Consider the following 16,640-nt stretch of genomic DNA (forward strand, 5'->3'; position numbering starts at 1 on the left):
CTTGCGGGCAGCGCCCCACTTGACGCACATCGCCGGGCATCGCCACCCTCGCGCGTATACGTGAGAGACTTCACCAAAGGCCCCCATGCAGCTTGTCATCGTCGAATCGCCCGCCAAGGCGAAAACCATCGAGAAATATCTGGGCTCCGACTACCGGGTGCTCGCGAGTTACGGCCATGTCCGCGACCTGCCGCCGAAGGACGGGTCGGTGAACCCCGATGACGGGTTCGCGATGGAGTGGGAGAATTACGGCGACAAGGCCAAGCAGCTGAAAGCGATCGCCGACGAGGCGAAAAGGGCCGACCGGCTGATCCTCGCGACCGACCCCGACCGTGAGGGCGAGGCGATCAGCTGGCATGTGCAGGAGGTGCTGCGCGCGAAGAAGGCGCTGCCGAAGGACGTCGAGCGCGTCACGTTCAACGCGATCACCAAGGCGGCGGTGACCGAGGCGATGCAGCGCCCGCGCGAGCTCGATACCGATCTGATCGATGCCTATCGCGCGCGGCGTGCGCTCGATTACCTCGTCGGTTTTACGCTGTCGCCGGTGCTTTGGCGCAAGCTGCCGGGGGCGAAATCCGCCGGGCGGGTGCAGTCGGTGGCGCTGCGCCTGATCGTCGAGCGCGAGCGCGAGATCGAGGCGTTTCGTGCGCAGGAATACTGGTCGGTCACCGCGCAGCTGGAGCAGGACGGCGCGCCGTTCACCGCGCGGCTGGTGCAGTGGGCGGGCAGGAAGCTCGATCGGCTGTCGATCGGCGCGGAAGGCGACGCGCTGAAGGCCAAGGCCGATGTCGAGGCGGGGCGGTTCAGCGTCCAGTCGGTCGAAACCAAGCCAGCGGGCCGCAACCCGCCGCCGCCCTTCACGACCTCGACCCTCCAGCAGGAGGCGGCGCGCAAGCTGGGTTTTTCTGCCGATCACACGATGCGGATCGCGCAGAATCTCTACGAGGACGGCGCGATCACCTATATGCGCACCGACGGCGTGCAGATGGACGGCAGCGCCATCTCGGCGGCGCGCAGGGCGGTCGCCGATCGCTATGACGCCAGCTACGTGCCCGACAAGCCGCGCCAGTATCAGACGAAGGCCAAGAACGCGCAGGAAGCGCACGAGGCGATCCGCCCGACCGATTTCGGCAAGGATCGGGTCGGCAGCGGCGACCATGCGCGGCTCTACGAGCTGATCTGGAAGCGCGCGCTGGCGAGCCAGATGGCGTCGGCCCGGATGGAGCGCACGACGATCGAACTCGCCGACGGCACCGGGCGTCACATGTTGCGCGCGACCGGGCAGGTGGTCCTCTTCCCCGGCTATCTCGCGCTCTACGAAGAGGGCCAAGACGACAAGGGATTTGTTGCCGGCTCTGGCCAACAGGCCGACGCCGGTGACGACGACGCCAAGCGCCTGCCGCGGATGAAGGAAGGCGACGCGCCCGCGAAGAAGGGTGTCGAGGCCGAGCAGCATTTCACCCAGCCGCCGCCGCGCTTTTCGGAGGCGAGCCTCGTCAAGCGGATGGAGGAGCTCGGCATCGGGCGGCCGTCCACCTATGCATCGATCATCAAGACGCTGAAGGACCGTGCTTACGTCCGCGTCGAGAAGAACCGCTTCTTCGCCGAGGAAAGCGGCCGACTGGTGACGGCGTTCCTCGAGCGCTTCTTCGAGAAATATGTTGGGTTCGACTATACCGCCGAGCTGGAGGAAGAGCTGGACGACGTGTCGGGCGGCCGTGCCGCGTGGCAGGCCGTACTCGAAGCGTTCTGGCGCGACTTCAAGCCGCGCACGGCCGAGGTCATGGAGCAGCAGCCCTCGGCGATCACCGCGGAGCTCGACACCTTCCTGGCGCCCTACCTGTTCCCCGAAAAGGTGGACGGCAGCGATCCGCGGCTCTGCCCCAATTGCGGGGTCGGGAAGCTGGCACTGCGCGGCGGCAAGTTCGGCGCGTTCATCGCGTGCAGCAACTATCCGGACTGCAAATACACCCGCCGCTTCGCGCAGCCGGGCGGCGATGCCGGCGAGGATACAGGCCCGGAGACGCTGGGGCAGGACCCCGACACCGGCTTGCCGGTCGAACGCAAATCGGGGCGGTTCGGGCCGTATATCCAGCTCGGTGAGGGCAAGGAGGCAAAGCGTGCGTCGATCCCGAAAGACCTGCCGGGCGAACTCGATCTCGAATGGGCGCTGAAGCTGCTGAGCCTGCCGCGCACGGTCGGCTCGCATCCGGAGAGCGGCAACCCGATCACGGCCTCGATCGGCCGCTATGGCCCATATCTGGCGCATGACGGGAAATATGCGCGGCTTTCCTCGACCGCGGAGGTTTTCGAGACGGGAATGAACGCCGCGGTCGTGAAGCTGGCCGACGCAGCGGCTGGCGGTAGGCGTCCACAGCGCGGAAGTCGCGAGCCGCTGAAGGTGCTTGGCGCACATCCCCGCACCGAGCTGGAGCTGAAGCTGATGGAGGGCCGCTATGGTCCTTACGTCACCGACGGCACGACCAACGCGACGCTCCCCAAGACGATCGCGCCCGACGCGCTGACGCTGGAGGAGGCCGCGCAGCTGATCGATGCGCGCGCGGCGGCGGGGCCGGCGAAGGGGAAGAAAAAGGCCGCGCCGAAGAAGAAGGCCGCGGCGAAGAAGGCGCCGGCGAAGAAGAAGGCCGGCTAATCCTCCCCTGCAAGGGGAGGGGGACCAGCGAAGCTGGTGGAGGGGTGTCGCGCTATCGAGAGGGCGCTACCCCTCCGTCAGCGCTACGCGTTGCCACCTCTCCTTTCAGGGGAGGATTGGACGGAGCTTGACCCAACCCCGCTCATTCCTTATTAACACACGTGTCAGTAAGGAATCGCGCATGACCGAAGCCCGAATCGCCGACAGCTACAAGCGCAACTGGGGCGCCGCGCTCCGTGCGCTGCGCAAGCTCCTCGCCAATGGCGACGACACGCAGCAGGTGTTCATCATCATGCGGTCGTTGAACGGCACGTCCACGCGCAAAGGCTATGACCGGCTGTTGCAGGACCCGGCGGGGGCGCGGATGGCGTATGAGCGGGTCGAGCTGGCCGAGCGGCTGTCCGATCCCGACTATGTCGCCGGCTTCGCGCCCGGCACGCTGGGCGCGGCCTACCGCGATTTCCTGGCCGAGACGGGCTATACGGCGGCAGGGCTGGTCGAGGTGTCGAACATCGACAACCCGCTGGAGCAGATCCGCCACCCCTATGCCTGGTTCGGCCGGCGGACGCGCGACGTCCACGATCTGTGGCACGTCCTGACCGGCTACAAGGCCGACGAGACGCTCGGCGAAGCAGCACTGGTGGCGTTCAGCTATGCGCAGACCGGCGGCCTCGGCTGGGCATGGATCGGTGCGGGCGCGGCCTTGAAGAGCCTGCGCGAGACGAAATCGACGCTGTTCGCAAAGGGCGTGTGGGAGGGCTATCGCCACGGCAAGCAGGCGCACTGGCTGCTGGGCGAGGATTGGGATGTCCTGCTCCACCAGCCGATCGACGAAGTCCGCGCGCGGCTGAACATCCGCGAGCCAGTCGCCTATCGGCGGGCGCAGCGCGAACTTGGCGCGGCGCTGGCTTCCTATGCCAGCAAGCAGAAGGCGAAGGCCGAAGCGCAGGCGGTCGACGCAGCGCTGGCCTGATCAAACCGTTCCGTTCGGCCTGAGCGCAGTCGAAGGCCAGGCGCAACGACGTGCCCTTCGACTGCGTTCAGGGTGAACGGAGATTGGGTGATTCCAGTGCGCCCGGCTTTCTTCTAGGGCGGAGGCGATGCTGTCGCGCCTCGTCCTTACCGATTTCCGCAATCACGCCGCGCTGACGCTGACGCCGGGCGACGGGTTCGTCGTGCTGACGGGCGCGAACGGGGCCGGCAAGACCAACATCCTGGAGGCGGTATCACTGCTCGCGCCTGGGCGTGGGCTGCGCCGCGCGCCGCTTGGCCAGATGGCGCGTGAGGATGGGTCGGGCGGCTTCGGCATCGCCGCGAACCTCGCCCGCGACATGACGATCGCGACCGGCACGCAGCCGCCAGCGACCGAGCGACGGATCGTGCGGATCAACGGCGCGGCCACCTCCGCCAATGCGCTGGCCGAGCGGCTGTCGGTGCTGTGGCTGACCCCGGCGATGGACCGGCTGTTCGTCGAGCCGGCGAGCGAGCGGCGGCGCTTCCTCGATCGGCTGACGCTGGCGTTCGCGCCCGCCCATGCGGTTCACGCCGCGCGCTATGAAGCTGCCATGCGCGCGCGCAACCGGCTGATCGTGGAGGAGATGCCCGACACGGCATGGCTGAGTGCGCTGGAGGGCCAGATGGCGACGCACGGCGCGGCGATATCGGCGGCGCGGACAGAGACGGCGGCGCTGCTCGCCGACCGGCTGGCAATCCCGAACGGCGAGTTTCCGAGCGCCGGCTTGTCGCTGGAGGGATGGGCAGGCGATGCGCCGGCGCTTGCCGCGGCGCTCGCCGAGGGCCGCGGGCGCGACGGGGCAGCGGGTCGCACGCTCGTCGGCCCGCACCGCAGCGACCTGATCGTCACCCACCGCGACAAGGATCGCGCGGCCGCGCTCGCCTCGACGGGCGAGCAGAAGGCGCTGCTGTTGTCGATCGTTCTTGCTCATGCCGATCTGGTCGCCGAACGGACTGGGCGTGCGCCCGTACTGTTGCTCGATGAGGTGGCGGCGCACCTCGATCCGGCACGGCGTTCGGCGCTGTTTGCGCGGCTGAGCGGCCGGGGACAGGTGTGGATGACGGGAACCGAGCCGGCGTTGTTCGAAGGGATCGACGCCGCGACGCGGATTGCGCTGCCGCTGGCCTGAACCGCGGCTGTCGGGGCGGATCATCGGCAATTCACCCGAAACCGGGCAATTCGGCGCGCGTAGCGGGGGCTACGAAGGAGAATTGCGATGAAGACACCCCTGATATGTGCGGCCCTCGCCACCACGATGCTCGCCGCGATGCCGGCGGATGCGCAGCGCCGGCTCGACTGGGGGCCTGGCGACCGCGCCTATCGTCTGGACGGGGCGGGCGTTCCCATCCTCTACCCCGAACTGCGCGGCACGGTGCGCGGGCGCGCGTTCGTGATGCGCAATTTCGACTGGAACGACGACGGCTTCATCAACCCGCGAGAAGCGCGCGCCGCGAACCGCGCCTTTGCCGACGCCGCCGGCCCGAATCGCGCGCGGTTCGACTGGGATCATCCGACCCGCGTCGTCGTGGTCGAGCGTGACGGCCCCGTGCGCGGCGGGTGGGATCGCGGCGCGATGCGCGACTATCACTTCCGCCAGACGCCGCGCGGCGCGACGCTGACGCTGCAGGAAGACGTGCTGTTCGCGACCGACAGTTCGGTGCTGCGCCCGGGCGCGATCGAGAAGCTGCGTCCGCTCGCCGCCTATCTGCGCGCCAATGCCGGGGTGCGCGTCGCGATCGACGGGCACACCGATTCGCGCGGTACCGATGCGCACAACGATGCGCTGTCGCTGCGCCGCGCCGATTCGGTGCGCGCCGCCTTCGACCAGATGGGCGTGACCCGCGCGCGCTTCTCTGTTCAGGGTCACGGCGAGCATCAGCCGGTCGCGACCAATGCGACGGCCGCGGGCATGCGCCAGAACCGCCGGGTCGAGGTTACCCTGCTCGGCCAGCGCGCGGATCGTTTCGCTGCGGCAAATTAACTTGCGGCAACCCCGCCTTAACGGCTCGATCGTTAGGGCGGGGTATGCACCGCGCCTTCCCGCATTCGCTGATCGACATGCCGACCGGGTCGCCCGCGGGCATCGCGGCGCTGCTCGACCGCGCGACCGCGGCGGCCGGTATCGGCGTGTGGGCTTGCGATCTGGCGAGCGATACGCTGACGTGGAGCGCAGGCGTCTATGACCTGTTCGGGCTCGCGCGGGGTTCCGCCATCTCGCGGCAGGAAACCGTGCTGCTCTATGACGAACCGTCGCGTGTCGAAATGGAGCGCCTGCGCGCCGACGCGGTCCGCTATGGTCGCGGCTTCACACTGGATGCACGCATCGTCCGTGCGGACGGCACCCCGCGGTGGATGCGACTGACGACCGATGTCGTGATGGATGCCGGCCGCGCCGTCGCGCTCTACGGCACCAAGCAGGACGTGACCGACGAACGCGCGCGCTGGGATGCGCTGCGCCGGCTGGCCGATAACGACGTGGTGACCGGGCTCGCCGGGCGCACCGCCTTCCAGCACCGCTTCTTCGAGGCGGGCGCAAGTGACGACCTGGGTGCGCTGATCCTCATCGACCTCGACGATTTCAAGCTGGTCAACGACCGGTTCGGCCATGCCGCGGGCGACGCGTGCCTGCGCACGATCGGCGAGCGGCTGTCCGCGTGCTTCCCGACGGCGACCACGATCGCGCGGATCGGCGGCGACGAGTTCGCGGTCGTGATGCCCGGATCGTCCGGCAGCGAGCAGGTGCGTGACGCGGTCGATCGCGCGCTGGAGCGTTGCGCCTTGCCGACGACGTGGCGCAGCCGGTCCTTTCGCGTCGGCGCGTCGGCGGGGATCGCCTTTGCGGGGCCGCTCCGCCCCGATCCGGAGGCGCTGTTCGCGGAGGCGGACGCGGCGCTGTATGCCGCCAAGCGCGCCGGGCGCGGACGAGCGCGGCTCGCCGGACCAGCCGATGTAGGGCGCCGCATCGGCTGACCATTCCGGGCGTATCGCACGGCGCCATTTCGCTTTCGTTTCGGGCGCGCCAACCCTATATACTCGCTATGGCAGAACCCCAGAATGCGAACGACTACGGCGCCTCCTCGATCAAGGTGCTGAAGGGCCTCGACGCGGTCCGCAAACGCCCCGGCATGTATATCGGCGATACCGACGACGGCTCCGGCCTCCACCACATGGTGTTCGAGGTGTCGGACAACGCGATCGACGAGGCGCTGGCAGGACACTGCGACCGGATCGACATCCAGCTGAACGCCGACGGCTCGGTTTCGGTGACCGACAACGGCCGCGGCATCCCGACGGGCATTCACCCCGAGGAAGGCGTGTCGGCGGCCGAGGTCATCATGACCCAGCTCCACGCCGGGGGTAAGTTCGAGAACACGTCGGACGACAACGCCTACAAGGTTTCGGGCGGACTGCACGGCGTCGGCGTTTCGGTCGTCAATGCGCTCAGCGAGTTTCTCGATCTCACCATCTGGCGCGATGGCGAGCAGCACGAGATGCGCTTCGCGTTCGGCGATGCGGTCGCGCCGCTCAAGGTGACGGGCAAGGCGGCGCCGGGGCAGAAGGGCACGCGCGTTACTTTCCTGCCCAGCCCTGCGACCTTCAAGATCGTCGAGTTCGATTTCGAGAAGCTGGAGCACCGGTACCGCGAGCTCGCCTTCCTCAATTCGGGCGTTCGGCTGTTCCTGACCGACGCGCGGCACGAGGAGCCGAAGACGGTCGAGCTGTTCTACGAAGGCGGGATCGCCGCGTTCGTGAAGTGGCTTGACCGCGCCAAGCAGCCGCTGTTTCCCGAGCCGATCGCGATTGCCGGGCAGCGCGACGATATCGGCATCGACGTCGCGCTGGAGTGGAATGATTCCTACTACGAGAACGTGCTGTGCTTCACCAACAACATCCCGCAGCGGGATGGCGGCACGCATCTGGCGGCGTTCCGATCGGCGCTCACCCGCACGCTCAATGCCTATGCCGAGAAATCCGGAATTCTGAAGAAGGAGAAGATCGCGCTCACGGGCGATGACATGCGCGAGGGGTTGACCGCGATCGTCTCGGTGAAGCTGCCCGATCCGAAATTCAGCTCGCAGACCAAGGACAAGCTCGTCTCGTCGGAGGTGCGCCAGCCGCTCGAATCGCTGCTCGCCGACAAGATGGCCGACTGGCTGGAAGAGAACCCGCAGAACGCGCGGCAGATCGTCCAGAAGGTGATCGACGCCGCCGCCGCGCGCGAAGCCGCGAAGAAGGCGCGCGAGGCGAGCCGCAAATCGGTGATGGGCATCGCCTCGCTGCCCGGCAAGCTCGCCGACTGCCAGGAAAAGGACCCCGCAAAGTCCGAACTCTTCCTGGTCGAGGGTGACTCCGCCGGTGGCTCGGCGAAGCAGGGCCGCGACCGGCATTTCCAGGCGATCCTGCCGCTGCGGGGCAAGATCCTGAACGTCGAGCGTGCGCGCTTCGACCGGATGCTTGGCAGCCGCGAGATCGGCACGCTCATCCAGGCGATGGGCACCGGCATCGGCCGCGACGACTTCAAGCTGGAAAAGCTGCGCTACCACAAGATCGTCATCATGACCGACGCAGACGTGGACGGCGCGCATATCCGCACGCTGCTGCTCACCTTTTTCTACCGCCAGATGCCCGAGATCATCGAGGCAGGGCACCTCTTCATCGCGCAGCCGCCACTCTACAAGGCGGCGAAGGGGCGATCGGAAGTGTATCTGAAGGACGACGCGGCGCTCGACGAGTATCTGATCGAGGGCGGTGTCGCGGGCACGGTGCTGGAGACGCAAGGGGGGTCGCGGAGCGGCGCAGACCTGCGCGACCTCGTCGAGCATGCGCGCCGGATGCGCACCCTCATGCGCTATGTTCCCCGCCGCTACGATCCGATGATCGTCGAGGCGCTTGCGCTCGGCGGCGGGCTCGATCCGGTGTCGTCGCGCGATGACCGTGCGGCGCGGCTGGCGACGGCGGTCACCCGGCTCGACGCGGCGGACGCCGAGGCGCGCTGGTCGGCGCGGATCAGCGAGGAAGGCGGCTATCATTTCGAGCGGCTATGGCGCGGCGTGACCGATCATCATGTCGTCGAAGGCACGTTCCTGCTGTCGGCGGAGGCGCGCAAGCTTCATGCGCTCGCGGTCGAACAGGCCGAAAGCTATCTGCTGCCCTCGAAGCTCGTGTCGTCAAAGGCGGCCGCCGCGGCCGAGACCGAAGCGGACGTCGCAGTCGACGAAGCCGAAGAGGCGCCCGTTGCCACGGGTGTCGTCGGCAAGGGCGAAACGCTCGTCTCGCGTCCCTCGCAACTGCTCGACGCCGTGCTCGCGGCCGGCCGCAAGGGCCTGTCGATCCAGCGCTACAAGGGGCTGGGCGAGATGAACGCCGAGCAATTGTGGGAAACCACGCTCGATCCGTCCGCCCGCTCGATGCTCCGTGTCGAGATCGCGCAGGCTGACATGGCGGACGAGATTTTTACCCGCCTGATGGGCGACGTGGTCGAGCCGCGACGCGAGTTCATTCAGGACAACGCGCTGAGCGTGGCGAATCTGGACGTTTGATTTCGGAAGATTGACCGCCCCCCTTCCGTTCGCCTCGAGTAGCCGTCGAGCCTGTCGAGACGGTGTATCGAGAGGTCGCAGCCCGCCCGCCGATCTCTCGATACGGGCTCTCGACGAGCTCGATCCCTACTCGAGACGAACGGGATGGGTCGATCTATACCGGCCGCTCAGCCAACACCCTCCAGCGCGCGGGCGCGGCGGCGTTGGACGGAGCTGCCGATGCCCATCGCCTCGCGGTATTTGGCGACCGTGCGCCGCGCGATGTCGAAGCCCTTGGCGTTCAGCAGATCGACGAGCGTATCGTCCGACAGGATCTTCGCGCCCTCGTTCGCGATGAGTCCGCGGATCGCCTGCTTCACCGCCTCCGCCGACACGGCGTCGCCGCCGTCCGCGGACTGGATCGCGCTGGTGAAGAAATATTTTAGCTCATACAGCCCGCGCGCGCAGCTGAGATATTTGTTGCTGGTCACGCGGCTGACGGTCGATTCGTGCATCTCGATCGCCTCGGCCACCCGGGCGAGGGTGAGCGGGCGGAGGTGGGCTACGCCGTGAAGGAAGAACGCCTCCTGCTGCTTCACGATCTCCGTCGCCACGCGGATAATCGTGCGCTGGCGCTGGTCGAGCGCCTTCACGAGCCAGTTCGCGCTCGCCAGCATTTCGCCGAGCCAGGCCTTTGATGCCTTGTCCTGCTTGCCGCCGGCAAGCTCGGTGTAATAGCGTCGATTGACGAGGACGCGCGGCAGCGTCGCGCTGTTGATCTCGATCCGCCAGCCGTCCTTGGCGCGTGCGACGTAGAGATCGGGGACCACCGCCTGCATCGGCTCGCCACCGAAGCGGCAGCCGGGCTTGGGATCGTAGCCGCGCAGCTCGCGGATCATGTCCGCCATGTCCTCGTCGTCGACCCCGCACATCCGCTTGAGGCGCGCGAGTTCGCCGCGCGCGACGAGATCGAGATTGTCGATCAATCGCGCCATACACGGATCGTAGCGATCGGCGTCCTTCGCCTGGAGCGCGATGCATTCGGCAAGATCGCGCGCGCCCGCGCCGGTGGGATCGAAGGTGTGGATGACCGCCAGCGCGTCCTCGACGCGGACGAGCGGCACGCCCAGCTGGTCGGCGATCTCGCGCAAGGTGGCGGTCAGATAGCCGGCGTCGTCGATCTGATCGATCAGATGCTCTGCGATGAGCAGGTCGATGCCGGACAGAACGCTGCCGGCCTGCGCGCGCAGGTGGTCGTGCAGATTGAGGTCCTCGGCGGCGAAGCTGTCGAAGTCGAGGCCGTCCTCGCTGCCGGCGCCGCCGCCGCTCGCACCGGTCAGGCCCAGCGTGCCGTCGATCGGCCCGGCGGAGTCGCTCGGCCCGTCATCGAAGCGTTCGGCGGTGATATCGACGTCGAGCGCCGCTTCGCCCGTGCCCTCGCCGCCAAGGACGAGCTCGTCAGCCCCTGCGGGTTCGTCGCGGGCAGGGGCGGCGGTTTCCGCGGCAATCGTCGGTGCGTCCTCGGCCGCGGGCAGTGCCTCGAGCAGCGGATTGCGCTCGATCTCCTCGGCGATTACGCCTTCGATCTCCAGGTTGGACAGCGCCAGCAGCTTGATCGCCTGCTGAAGCTGCGGCGTCATCACCAGCGATTGCGACTGGCGCAAATCGAGGCGGGGGGCCAGGCTCATGCGCAAAATCCTCCCCTGGTGGGGGAGGTGGCAGGCCGAAAGCCTGACGGAGGGGTAGCGCCCGACCGTTCTGGGGATACCCCTCCACCAGCTTCGCTGGTCCCCCTCCCCTTCCAGGGGAGGATTAAGGGACAGATCACATACATGCCGCTACAGCGAGAAGCCCTCGCCAAGATACAGCCGCCGGACGTTCGCGTCGGCGACGAGTTCGGCCGGCGAGCCGGTGAACAGCACGCGGCCGTCATAGATGATGTAGGCACGGTCGACGATGTCGAGCGTTTCGCGGACATTGTGATCGGTGATGAGGACGCCGATGCCGCGCTGCTTCAATTGGCAGACAAGATCGCGGATGTCGGCGATCGAGATGGGGTCGATGCCGGCAAAAGGTTCGTCGAGGAGCATGATCGACGGATCGGCGGCGAGCGCGCGTGCGATCTCGGCGCGGCGCCGCTCGCCGCCAGACAGCGCCATCGCCGGCGATTCGCGCAGCCGCGTCAGGCCGAACTCGTCGAGCAGGCGATCGAGCTTTTCGCGTCGCGCGGCGGGATCGGGCTCGGAGAGCTCGAGGACGGTCGAGATGTTCTTCTCGATCGAAAGCCCGCGAAAGATCGACGTTTCCTGCGGCAGATAGCCGAGGCCGAGGATGGCGCGGCGATACATCGGCAGCCCGGTGATATCCTCGCCGTCGAGCATGATGCGGCCCGAATCGGGTTTCACCAGCCCCATGACCGAGTAGAAACAGGTCGTCTTGCCGGCGCCATTGGGGCCGAGCAGTCCGATGACTTCGCCACGCCCGACCGATACCGACACGTCGGTGAGGACCACGCGCTTGTCGTAGGATTTGGCGATCGAGACGACCGACAGGCCGTCCATGACCGGCGTCTCGTGGATCGGCTCGACCGTATCCAGGGGGGTGACTGCGTCCATCGTCTGGCCCGTGGCTCCGCTTGGTTGGCAGGATTCATGCATGACAAGGACCGCGAGGCCAACCCCCGGCGCGACGAAGCGTGGCGGTTTTTACGGACCCTAGTTGCGCTTCGGCACCGAGAAGGTGCCCGTGACGCGGCCTGACGGCGCGGCGCTGACGCTGCCCGGCGTGCTGCTGGACCCACCGCCCGCGACCGACGATCCGTCGATGACCGCCCGGCCGGTATCGAGGTTGATCGTCAGCCGGCCGCCGCGGATCGTGTTCGCCGCCTGGGTCAGGCTGACCGCGCCGAGCATCGTGATGACGCGGCGGTTGAGATCATAGACCGCAAACTGGCTACGCGCGGTCTGATCGGGGCGCTTCACCAGCACGCCCCCGGACGCGTCGAGCCGCGAAACCTGCGGGCTGCCGCCGACGACCTGGCCGGTATAGGCGACGGTCATCCGCGCGGCGTTCAGCGTCATGTCGGCCTGGCGCACCGCGACATTGCCGGAAAGGACCGCGCGATTCGCCTTGTCCTGCAGCTCGATATGGTCGGCGCCGAAATCGATCGGGGCGGCCGAATCATGCCTGATCTGGGCGATGGCGGCACCACCGGCGACCAGAAAGGCGGGCAGAAGGGCGGGCAGCAACAGGGCGGGAACGGCGCGGCGCATCATGGCCGCTATTTCGGCGCTCGCGGGTTGATGCGCAAGCGGGCATTGCCGTCAAGCGTGACCGTGCGGCTTTCGAGGTCGGCGCGCATCCTGTCCGCGCGGAAATTGCCCTGAGGGACGGTGCCGGTGACCTCGCCAGTGCCCCGCAGCTGGCGCGACTTCAGGTCGATCGTCGCGTCCGAGGTGTCGAGCGTGTAGCCGCCCGCGGATCGGAAGGCGACGGGGCCGTCGACCTTCACCTGTTCGGAATCCATGTCGTAGCGCCCGCGATCGGCCTTCAGCTGCGCCGGGCCATCGGTCAGGCCGATCTGTGCCGCGAGCGCGTTCAACTCAACGATCGGCTGGGCGGAGCTCTTCTGGATAGCGGAGCCCGCATTCAGCGAGAAGGGCTGCCCCTTCGCGTCCTGCCCGCGATACTGCGCCGCCTGGATCTTCAGCCGCTCTTTCGCGACCTCGACCTGGTTCTTGTCGAGCAGGAAGGACACGTCGCTACCGCGAAACAGCGGCCACACGATGACAAACGCGCTCAGCACGCCGATCAGGACCGGGAGCAGCCACTGCGTCACGCCGATCACACGGTCGTGCCGGCTACCCGGCGCTGCCCAGCGCGCGCGTTCGGACCGGATGCGGCGCGCGGCCTCAGACATGCGCGAAGATGTCGATTTCGGGCCAGCCGGCCAGATCGAGCGCGGCGCGGTGGGGCAGGAAATCGAAACAGGCCTGCGCAAGGTCCATACGCTCCTCGCGCGCCAGCCGGCGGTCCAGCTCCTCGCGCAGCCGGTGAAGATAGCGCACGTCGGACGCGGCGTAATCCTTTTGCGCGTCACTGAGTTCGGGGCTGCCCCAGTCGGAGGATTGCTGCTGCTTCGAGATTTCCTGGCCCAGCAGTTCGCGCACCAGCTCTTTCAGCCCGTGGCGGTCGGTGTAGGTGCGCACCAGACGCGACGCGATCTTGGTGCAATAGACCGGCGCGGCCACGACGCCGAGATAATGCCGGATCGCGGCCACGTCGAAGCGGGCGAAGTGATACAGCTTGTCGCGACCCGGATCGGCGAGCAGCGCGCGCAGATTTGGGGCGGCATAGTCGCTGCCGGCGGCGAAGCGCACCAGATGCTCGTCCGCGCCGCCATCGGACAACTGAACCACGCAGAGCCGGTCGCGCGGGGTGATGAGGCCCATCGTCTCGGTATCGACCGCGATCGAGGCGCCGTCCGCGAAGAGGCCGGCCGGGATGTCTTCTTCGTGCAGATGAACCGTCATTGCCCTGCCGTAGCGGGGCGGAGCGGAACGCTCAATGCCGCTTTGCGAAGGGCGTCTCCAAAGGGCCGCCAAGCGGCAAGCTGTGCCTTTGGCGCGACAGTCGCGCGCGGATCGCCGTTTTGCTGCCTGAATCGACGACGAATCTATTCGCCCACCGTGAAACGATACGCTATGACCGGCTCAATAGGCGCATGTGGTTTGTGCCGGGGTTAGCGTGCGTCGTCCGGCGCGCCAGTCCTGACGGAGCGATCGGGCGAACCGGGAAGACGAACAGGGTTATGGGTTTCGACAAGGGCGGCCGCGGAAATCGCGGCGGGCGTGGCCGCGATAAGCGCGACAATTTCGGTGGCGACGATTTCGGTGGCGGATTTGACGGCGGCTTTTCCGGTGGCGGTGATCGCTTTGGCGGCGGCGGCTTTGGTGGCGGTGATCGCGGCGGCTTCGGCGGCGGCGGTGGCGGTTTCCGCAGCGGCGGTGGCGGCTTCGGCGGCGGCGGCGGTGGTTTCCGCAGCGGCGGCGGTGGTGGCGGCTTCGGCGGCGGTCGTGGCGGCGGTGGCGGCATGCCCCCCCAGGTCGTTGGCGAAGGCACCGGCGTGGTCAAGTTCTTCAACGCGCAGAAGGGCTTCGGCTTCATCGTGCGCGATGATGGCGCTGAGGACGTGTTCGTTCACATTTCGGCGGTCGAGCAGGCCGGCCTGACCGGTCTGGCCGAGGGTCAGCCGCTCGGCTTCACCCTCGTCGATCGTGGTGGCCGCATCTCGGCGACCGAGCTGAAGATCGACGGCGAGCCGATGGAAGTGACCGATCGTGCACCGCCGCGCGAGCCGCGCGAGGGTGGCTTCGGCGGCGCACCGCGTGGTGCCGGCGCCGGTGGCCCGCAGCGCCAGCTGACCGGCGAAAAGGCGACCGGCACGGTCAAGTTCTTCAACGCGATGAAGGGCTTCGGCTTCATTCAGCGCGACGATGGCCAGCCCGACGCGTTCGTCCATATCTCGGCGGTCGAGCGTGCCGGCATGCCGACGCTGAACGAAGGCGACCGTCTGGAGTTCGAGATCGAGGTCGATCGGCGTGGCAAATACGCCGCGGTCAACCTGACCCCGGGCTCCTGATCGCCTGACCAGATAAAAAACCGGCCGGCCTTCGCGATAGCGAGGCCGGCCGGTTTTTTGTGTCTGGGAGAGGCGAGGTTCAGAGGAGGCGCTAAGGCGCAAAGAGCAGACGTCTCTTAGAGCCGAGACGCTGGCACCCGAAGATGGCTCGCTTGTGAGCTTCATCCATATTCTGCGTCTAATCGAGTGGTCGCTTGCTCGGCGTGGGCGGCAGGTCATTGCAGCGCGCACCCCATAAGCCACTCTGCCATCGTCATTCTTCGAGGCTTAGAGAGCATCCAAAATCAGGCCTGACCCGTTCGTTTCGAGCGAAGTCGAGAAACGATCGCGCGTTACTCCGCTGCGGTTTCTCGATTGCGCTCGAAACGAACGGGAACGCAGGTGAGCCCGGTTTAACGGGATCCGCTCTTGCCCCTCTCTCAACCTCTTGTCGATTAGCGACCGCGTTCCACGGTCTATGGCCGGACCACGCGAAGCGGAGCGCACGCTTTGAATTTGCGCCGAATGCCGCGAGCCGTCCTTCGACAAGCCAATAGGGACGATAGGGCGGGCGACTACAATCGCGGACCCGACACCGCGCGGCGTGCCTTTTTCGGCGTCTCGTCGATCACCTTGGCGATTGCGGTCGCGCGGTCGTCATTGTGGGCATAGTCGCGCGCCGATTGGCCGGCGAGGTTGTCGGTCTGGTCCGGATCGGCTCCGCCGTTCAGCAGCACGCGCACGAGGTTCAGATCGCGCTTCTGCACCGCTCGGATCAGCGGCGTCTCGCCGCCCGAATTGCCGAGATTGGGGTTCGCCTTGTTCCTGAGGAGAATATCGACGAGGTCGTTCTGCCCGCCCTCGATGGCGAGCATCAGCGGGGTATTCCCCTTGCCGTCGCGCAGATTGGGGTCGGCGCCCTTGGTCAGCAGATAGCGAAGATAAAGCGAGTCGCCCCGCTTGATCACGATGTGCAGCGCGCCTTCGCCGGTTGTCCGGTCGCGCGAGTTGATGAGCGTCTGGCCCGGCGTGTCGAGCATGTTGGTAACGTCGTCGTTCTTCGAATTGCGCACTGCCTCGAGGAACTTGTAGCTTGGCGACTGCGACAGCTGCGCGGTGGCGGACGACGCGACGAGCGCGAGGCCGACCAGAATATGGCGGGCGTTCATGGCGAAAACAGCGATCCCTATCTGCGACTTGCGTGGGGCTGCCTAACAGATCATGGCTGGCCCCGCCATGAACATGCGCGCCTTTGCTTCGCTCGCCCTGATCCTTGCCGCCGCCGGCTGCTCGTCGGAACCCAGGGCCGATCAGCGCCCGCCGCTTGCCGGCGCGAAGATCGGCGGCCCGTTCGCGCTGACCGACCAGAACGGTCGCGCGGTGACCGACAAGAGCTTCGCCGGCCAATACCGCATCATGTATTTCGGCTACACCTTCTGCCCCGATGTCTGCCCGGTCGATGTCCAGAACCTCGCCGCGGGGCTGAAGACGCTGGAAGCGCGCGACGCTGCGCTGGCGAAGCGGATCACCCCGATCTTCGTGTCGGTCGATCCCGAGCGCGATACGCCGGCGGTGCTCAAGCAATTCGTCGGCGCGTTCCATCCGCGCATGGTCGGACTCACCGGATCGCCGGACGCGATTGCAGCGATCGCCCAGGAATACGGCGTCTATTATGCCAAGGGTGAGACGACGCCGGGTGGCGGCTATATGGTCAACCACAGCCGGCAGGCCTATCTGATGGATCCCGATGGCAAGCCGCTCGCGCTGCTTCCGCAGGATGGCAAGCCCGCGGAGATCGCCGACGAAATCCAGCGATGGGCGAAGACCTGACCC

14 protein-coding genes are annotated in these 16,640 nt (G+C 67.2%); 8 read left to right on the plus strand and 6 right to left on the minus strand.

Annotated elements, in window-relative coordinates; genetic code table 11:
* Nucleotides 1–85: 85 nt before the first annotated feature.
* The 6 genes from topA to gyrB all read left to right on the plus strand — a co-directional run bounded on the left by topA (nt 86) and on the right by gyrB (nt 9,208).
* A complete protein-coding gene (topA, locus tag BOS5A_RS07415; protein ID WP_151954612.1) occupies nt 86–2,653 on the plus strand; it encodes a type I DNA topoisomerase in 2,568 nt (855 codons plus the stop codon).
* Nucleotides 2,654–2,834: 181 nt separating this feature from the next.
* On the plus strand, nt 2,835–3,626 hold the full coding sequence (locus BOS5A_RS07420) for a Coq4 family protein (RefSeq protein ID WP_151954613.1): 792 nt from the start codon (nt 2,835–2,837) through the stop codon (nt 3,624–3,626).
* A gap of 127 nt (nt 3,627–3,753) precedes the next feature.
* Entirely contained in the window at nt 3,754–4,797 is a 1,044-nt protein-coding gene (gene recF / locus BOS5A_RS07425) for a DNA replication/repair protein RecF (protein ID WP_151954614.1), read from the plus strand.
* An 87-nt stretch (nt 4,798–4,884) separates the two neighbouring features.
* Nucleotides 4,885–5,649, plus strand: a complete 765-nt coding sequence (locus BOS5A_RS07430; protein ID WP_151954615.1) for an OmpA family protein — start codon at nt 4,885–4,887, stop codon at nt 5,647–5,649.
* Nucleotides 5,650–5,693: 44 nt separating this feature from the next.
* Nucleotides 5,694–6,638, plus strand: coding sequence for a GGDEF domain-containing protein (locus tag BOS5A_RS07435; RefSeq protein WP_151954616.1), 945 nt, complete (start codon nt 5,694–5,696; stop codon nt 6,636–6,638).
* Between the two features lie 68 nt (nt 6,639–6,706).
* Nucleotides 6,707–9,208 carry a DNA topoisomerase (ATP-hydrolyzing) subunit B gene (gyrB, locus tag BOS5A_RS07440; protein ID WP_151954617.1) on the plus strand — a complete coding sequence of 834 codons (2,502 nt, stop codon included), beginning with the start codon at nt 6,707–6,709 and terminating at the stop codon, nt 9,206–9,208.
* A 167-nt stretch (nt 9,209–9,375) separates the two neighbouring features.
* Here gyrB and rpoN read toward each other — a convergent pair whose 3' ends face one another.
* The 5 genes from rpoN to BOS5A_RS07465 all read right to left on the minus strand — a co-directional run bounded on the left by rpoN (nt 9,376) and on the right by BOS5A_RS07465 (nt 13,719).
* The gene (gene rpoN, locus BOS5A_RS07445) at nt 9,376–10,875 is read right to left on the minus strand and encodes an RNA polymerase factor sigma-54 (protein ID WP_151954618.1); all 1,500 of its coding nucleotides are present in this window, start codon (nt 10,873–10,875) and stop codon (nt 9,376–9,378) included.
* Nucleotides 10,876–11,025: 150 nt separating this feature from the next.
* Nucleotides 11,026–11,802: an LPS export ABC transporter ATP-binding protein gene (gene lptB / locus BOS5A_RS07450; RefSeq protein WP_199857279.1), complete on the minus strand. Its 777-nt coding sequence runs from the start codon at nt 11,800–11,802 to the stop codon at nt 11,026–11,028.
* Nucleotides 11,803–11,901: 99 nt separating this feature from the next.
* Entirely contained in the window at nt 11,902–12,459 is a 558-nt protein-coding gene (locus tag BOS5A_RS07455; protein ID WP_151955888.1) for an LptA/OstA family protein, read from the minus strand.
* 8 nt (nt 12,460–12,467) lie between these two features.
* Nucleotides 12,468–13,106 carry an LPS export ABC transporter periplasmic protein LptC gene (gene lptC, locus BOS5A_RS07460; RefSeq protein WP_151954619.1) on the minus strand — a complete coding sequence of 213 codons (639 nt, stop codon included), beginning with the start codon at nt 13,104–13,106 and terminating at the stop codon, nt 12,468–12,470.
* The gene (locus BOS5A_RS07465) at nt 13,099–13,719 is read right to left on the minus strand and encodes a ribonuclease D (RefSeq protein ID WP_151954620.1); all 621 of its coding nucleotides are present in this window, start codon (nt 13,717–13,719) and stop codon (nt 13,099–13,101) included. Before BOS5A_RS07465 ends, lptC begins: the two co-directional genes overlap by 8 nt.
* A gap of 278 nt (nt 13,720–13,997) precedes the next feature.
* Between BOS5A_RS07465 and BOS5A_RS16250 the strand changes: the two genes are divergently transcribed.
* Entirely contained in the window at nt 13,998–14,828 is an 831-nt protein-coding gene (locus BOS5A_RS16250) for a cold-shock protein (protein WP_151954621.1), read from the plus strand.
* Nucleotides 14,829–15,382: 554 nt separating this feature from the next.
* Here the strand turns inward: BOS5A_RS16250 and BOS5A_RS07475 are convergent.
* Nucleotides 15,383–15,976: an ankyrin repeat domain-containing protein gene (locus BOS5A_RS07475; protein ID WP_151954622.1), complete on the minus strand. Its 594-nt coding sequence runs from the start codon at nt 15,974–15,976 to the stop codon at nt 15,383–15,385.
* Between the two features lie 52 nt (nt 15,977–16,028).
* Between BOS5A_RS07475 and BOS5A_RS07480 the strand changes: the two genes are divergently transcribed.
* Nucleotides 16,029–16,637 (plus strand): SCO family protein, encoded by a 609-nt coding sequence (locus BOS5A_RS07480; RefSeq protein ID WP_234419261.1) that lies wholly within the window; start codon nt 16,029–16,031, stop codon nt 16,635–16,637.
* Nucleotides 16,638–16,640: the final 3 nt, after the last annotated feature.

It is taken from the genome of Sphingomonas sp. EC-HK361 (assembly GCF_902498785.1).
Classification (GTDB): Bacteria; Pseudomonadota; Alphaproteobacteria; order Sphingomonadales; family Sphingomonadaceae; genus Sphingomonas.

What these genes read in the sequence shown, in the direction of transcription:
- topA (WP_151954612.1), top strand. Translation starts at nt 86, where the DNA reads ATGCAGCTTGTCATCGTCGAATCGCCCGCCAAGGCGAAAACCATCGAG.
- BOS5A_RS07420 (WP_151954613.1), top strand. Translation starts at nt 2,835, where the DNA reads ATGACCGAAGCCCGAATCGCCGACAGCTACAAGCGCAACTGGGGCGCC.
- recF (WP_151954614.1), top strand. Translation starts at nt 3,754, where the DNA reads ATGCTGTCGCGCCTCGTCCTTACCGATTTCCGCAATCACGCCGCGCTG.
- BOS5A_RS07430 (WP_151954615.1), top strand. Translation starts at nt 4,885, where the DNA reads ATGAAGACACCCCTGATATGTGCGGCCCTCGCCACCACGATGCTCGCC.
- BOS5A_RS07435 (WP_151954616.1), top strand. Translation starts at nt 5,694, where the DNA reads ATGCACCGCGCCTTCCCGCATTCGCTGATCGACATGCCGACCGGGTCG.
- gyrB (WP_151954617.1), top strand. Translation starts at nt 6,707, where the DNA reads ATGGCAGAACCCCAGAATGCGAACGACTACGGCGCCTCCTCGATCAAG.
- rpoN (WP_151954618.1), bottom strand. Translation starts at nt 10,875, where the DNA reads ATGAGCCTGGCCCCCCGCCTCGATTTGCGCCAGTCGCAATCGCTGGTG.
- lptB (WP_199857279.1), bottom strand. Translation starts at nt 11,802, where the DNA reads ATGGACGCAGTCACCCCCCTGGATACGGTCGAGCCGATCCACGAGACG.
- BOS5A_RS07455 (WP_151955888.1), bottom strand. Translation starts at nt 12,459, where the DNA reads ATGCGCCGCGCCGTTCCCGCCCTGTTGCTGCCCGCCCTTCTGCCCGCC.
- lptC (WP_151954619.1), bottom strand. Translation starts at nt 13,106, where the DNA reads ATGTCTGAGGCCGCGCGCCGCATCCGGTCCGAACGCGCGCGCTGGGCA.
- BOS5A_RS07465 (WP_151954620.1), bottom strand. Translation starts at nt 13,719, where the DNA reads ATGACGGTTCATCTGCACGAAGAAGACATCCCGGCCGGCCTCTTCGCG.
- BOS5A_RS16250 (WP_151954621.1), top strand. Translation starts at nt 13,998, where the DNA reads ATGGGTTTCGACAAGGGCGGCCGCGGAAATCGCGGCGGGCGTGGCCGC.
- BOS5A_RS07475 (WP_151954622.1), bottom strand. Translation starts at nt 15,976, where the DNA reads ATGAACGCCCGCCATATTCTGGTCGGCCTCGCGCTCGTCGCGTCGTCC.
- BOS5A_RS07480 (WP_234419261.1), top strand. Translation starts at nt 16,029, where the DNA reads ATGGCTGGCCCCGCCATGAACATGCGCGCCTTTGCTTCGCTCGCCCTG.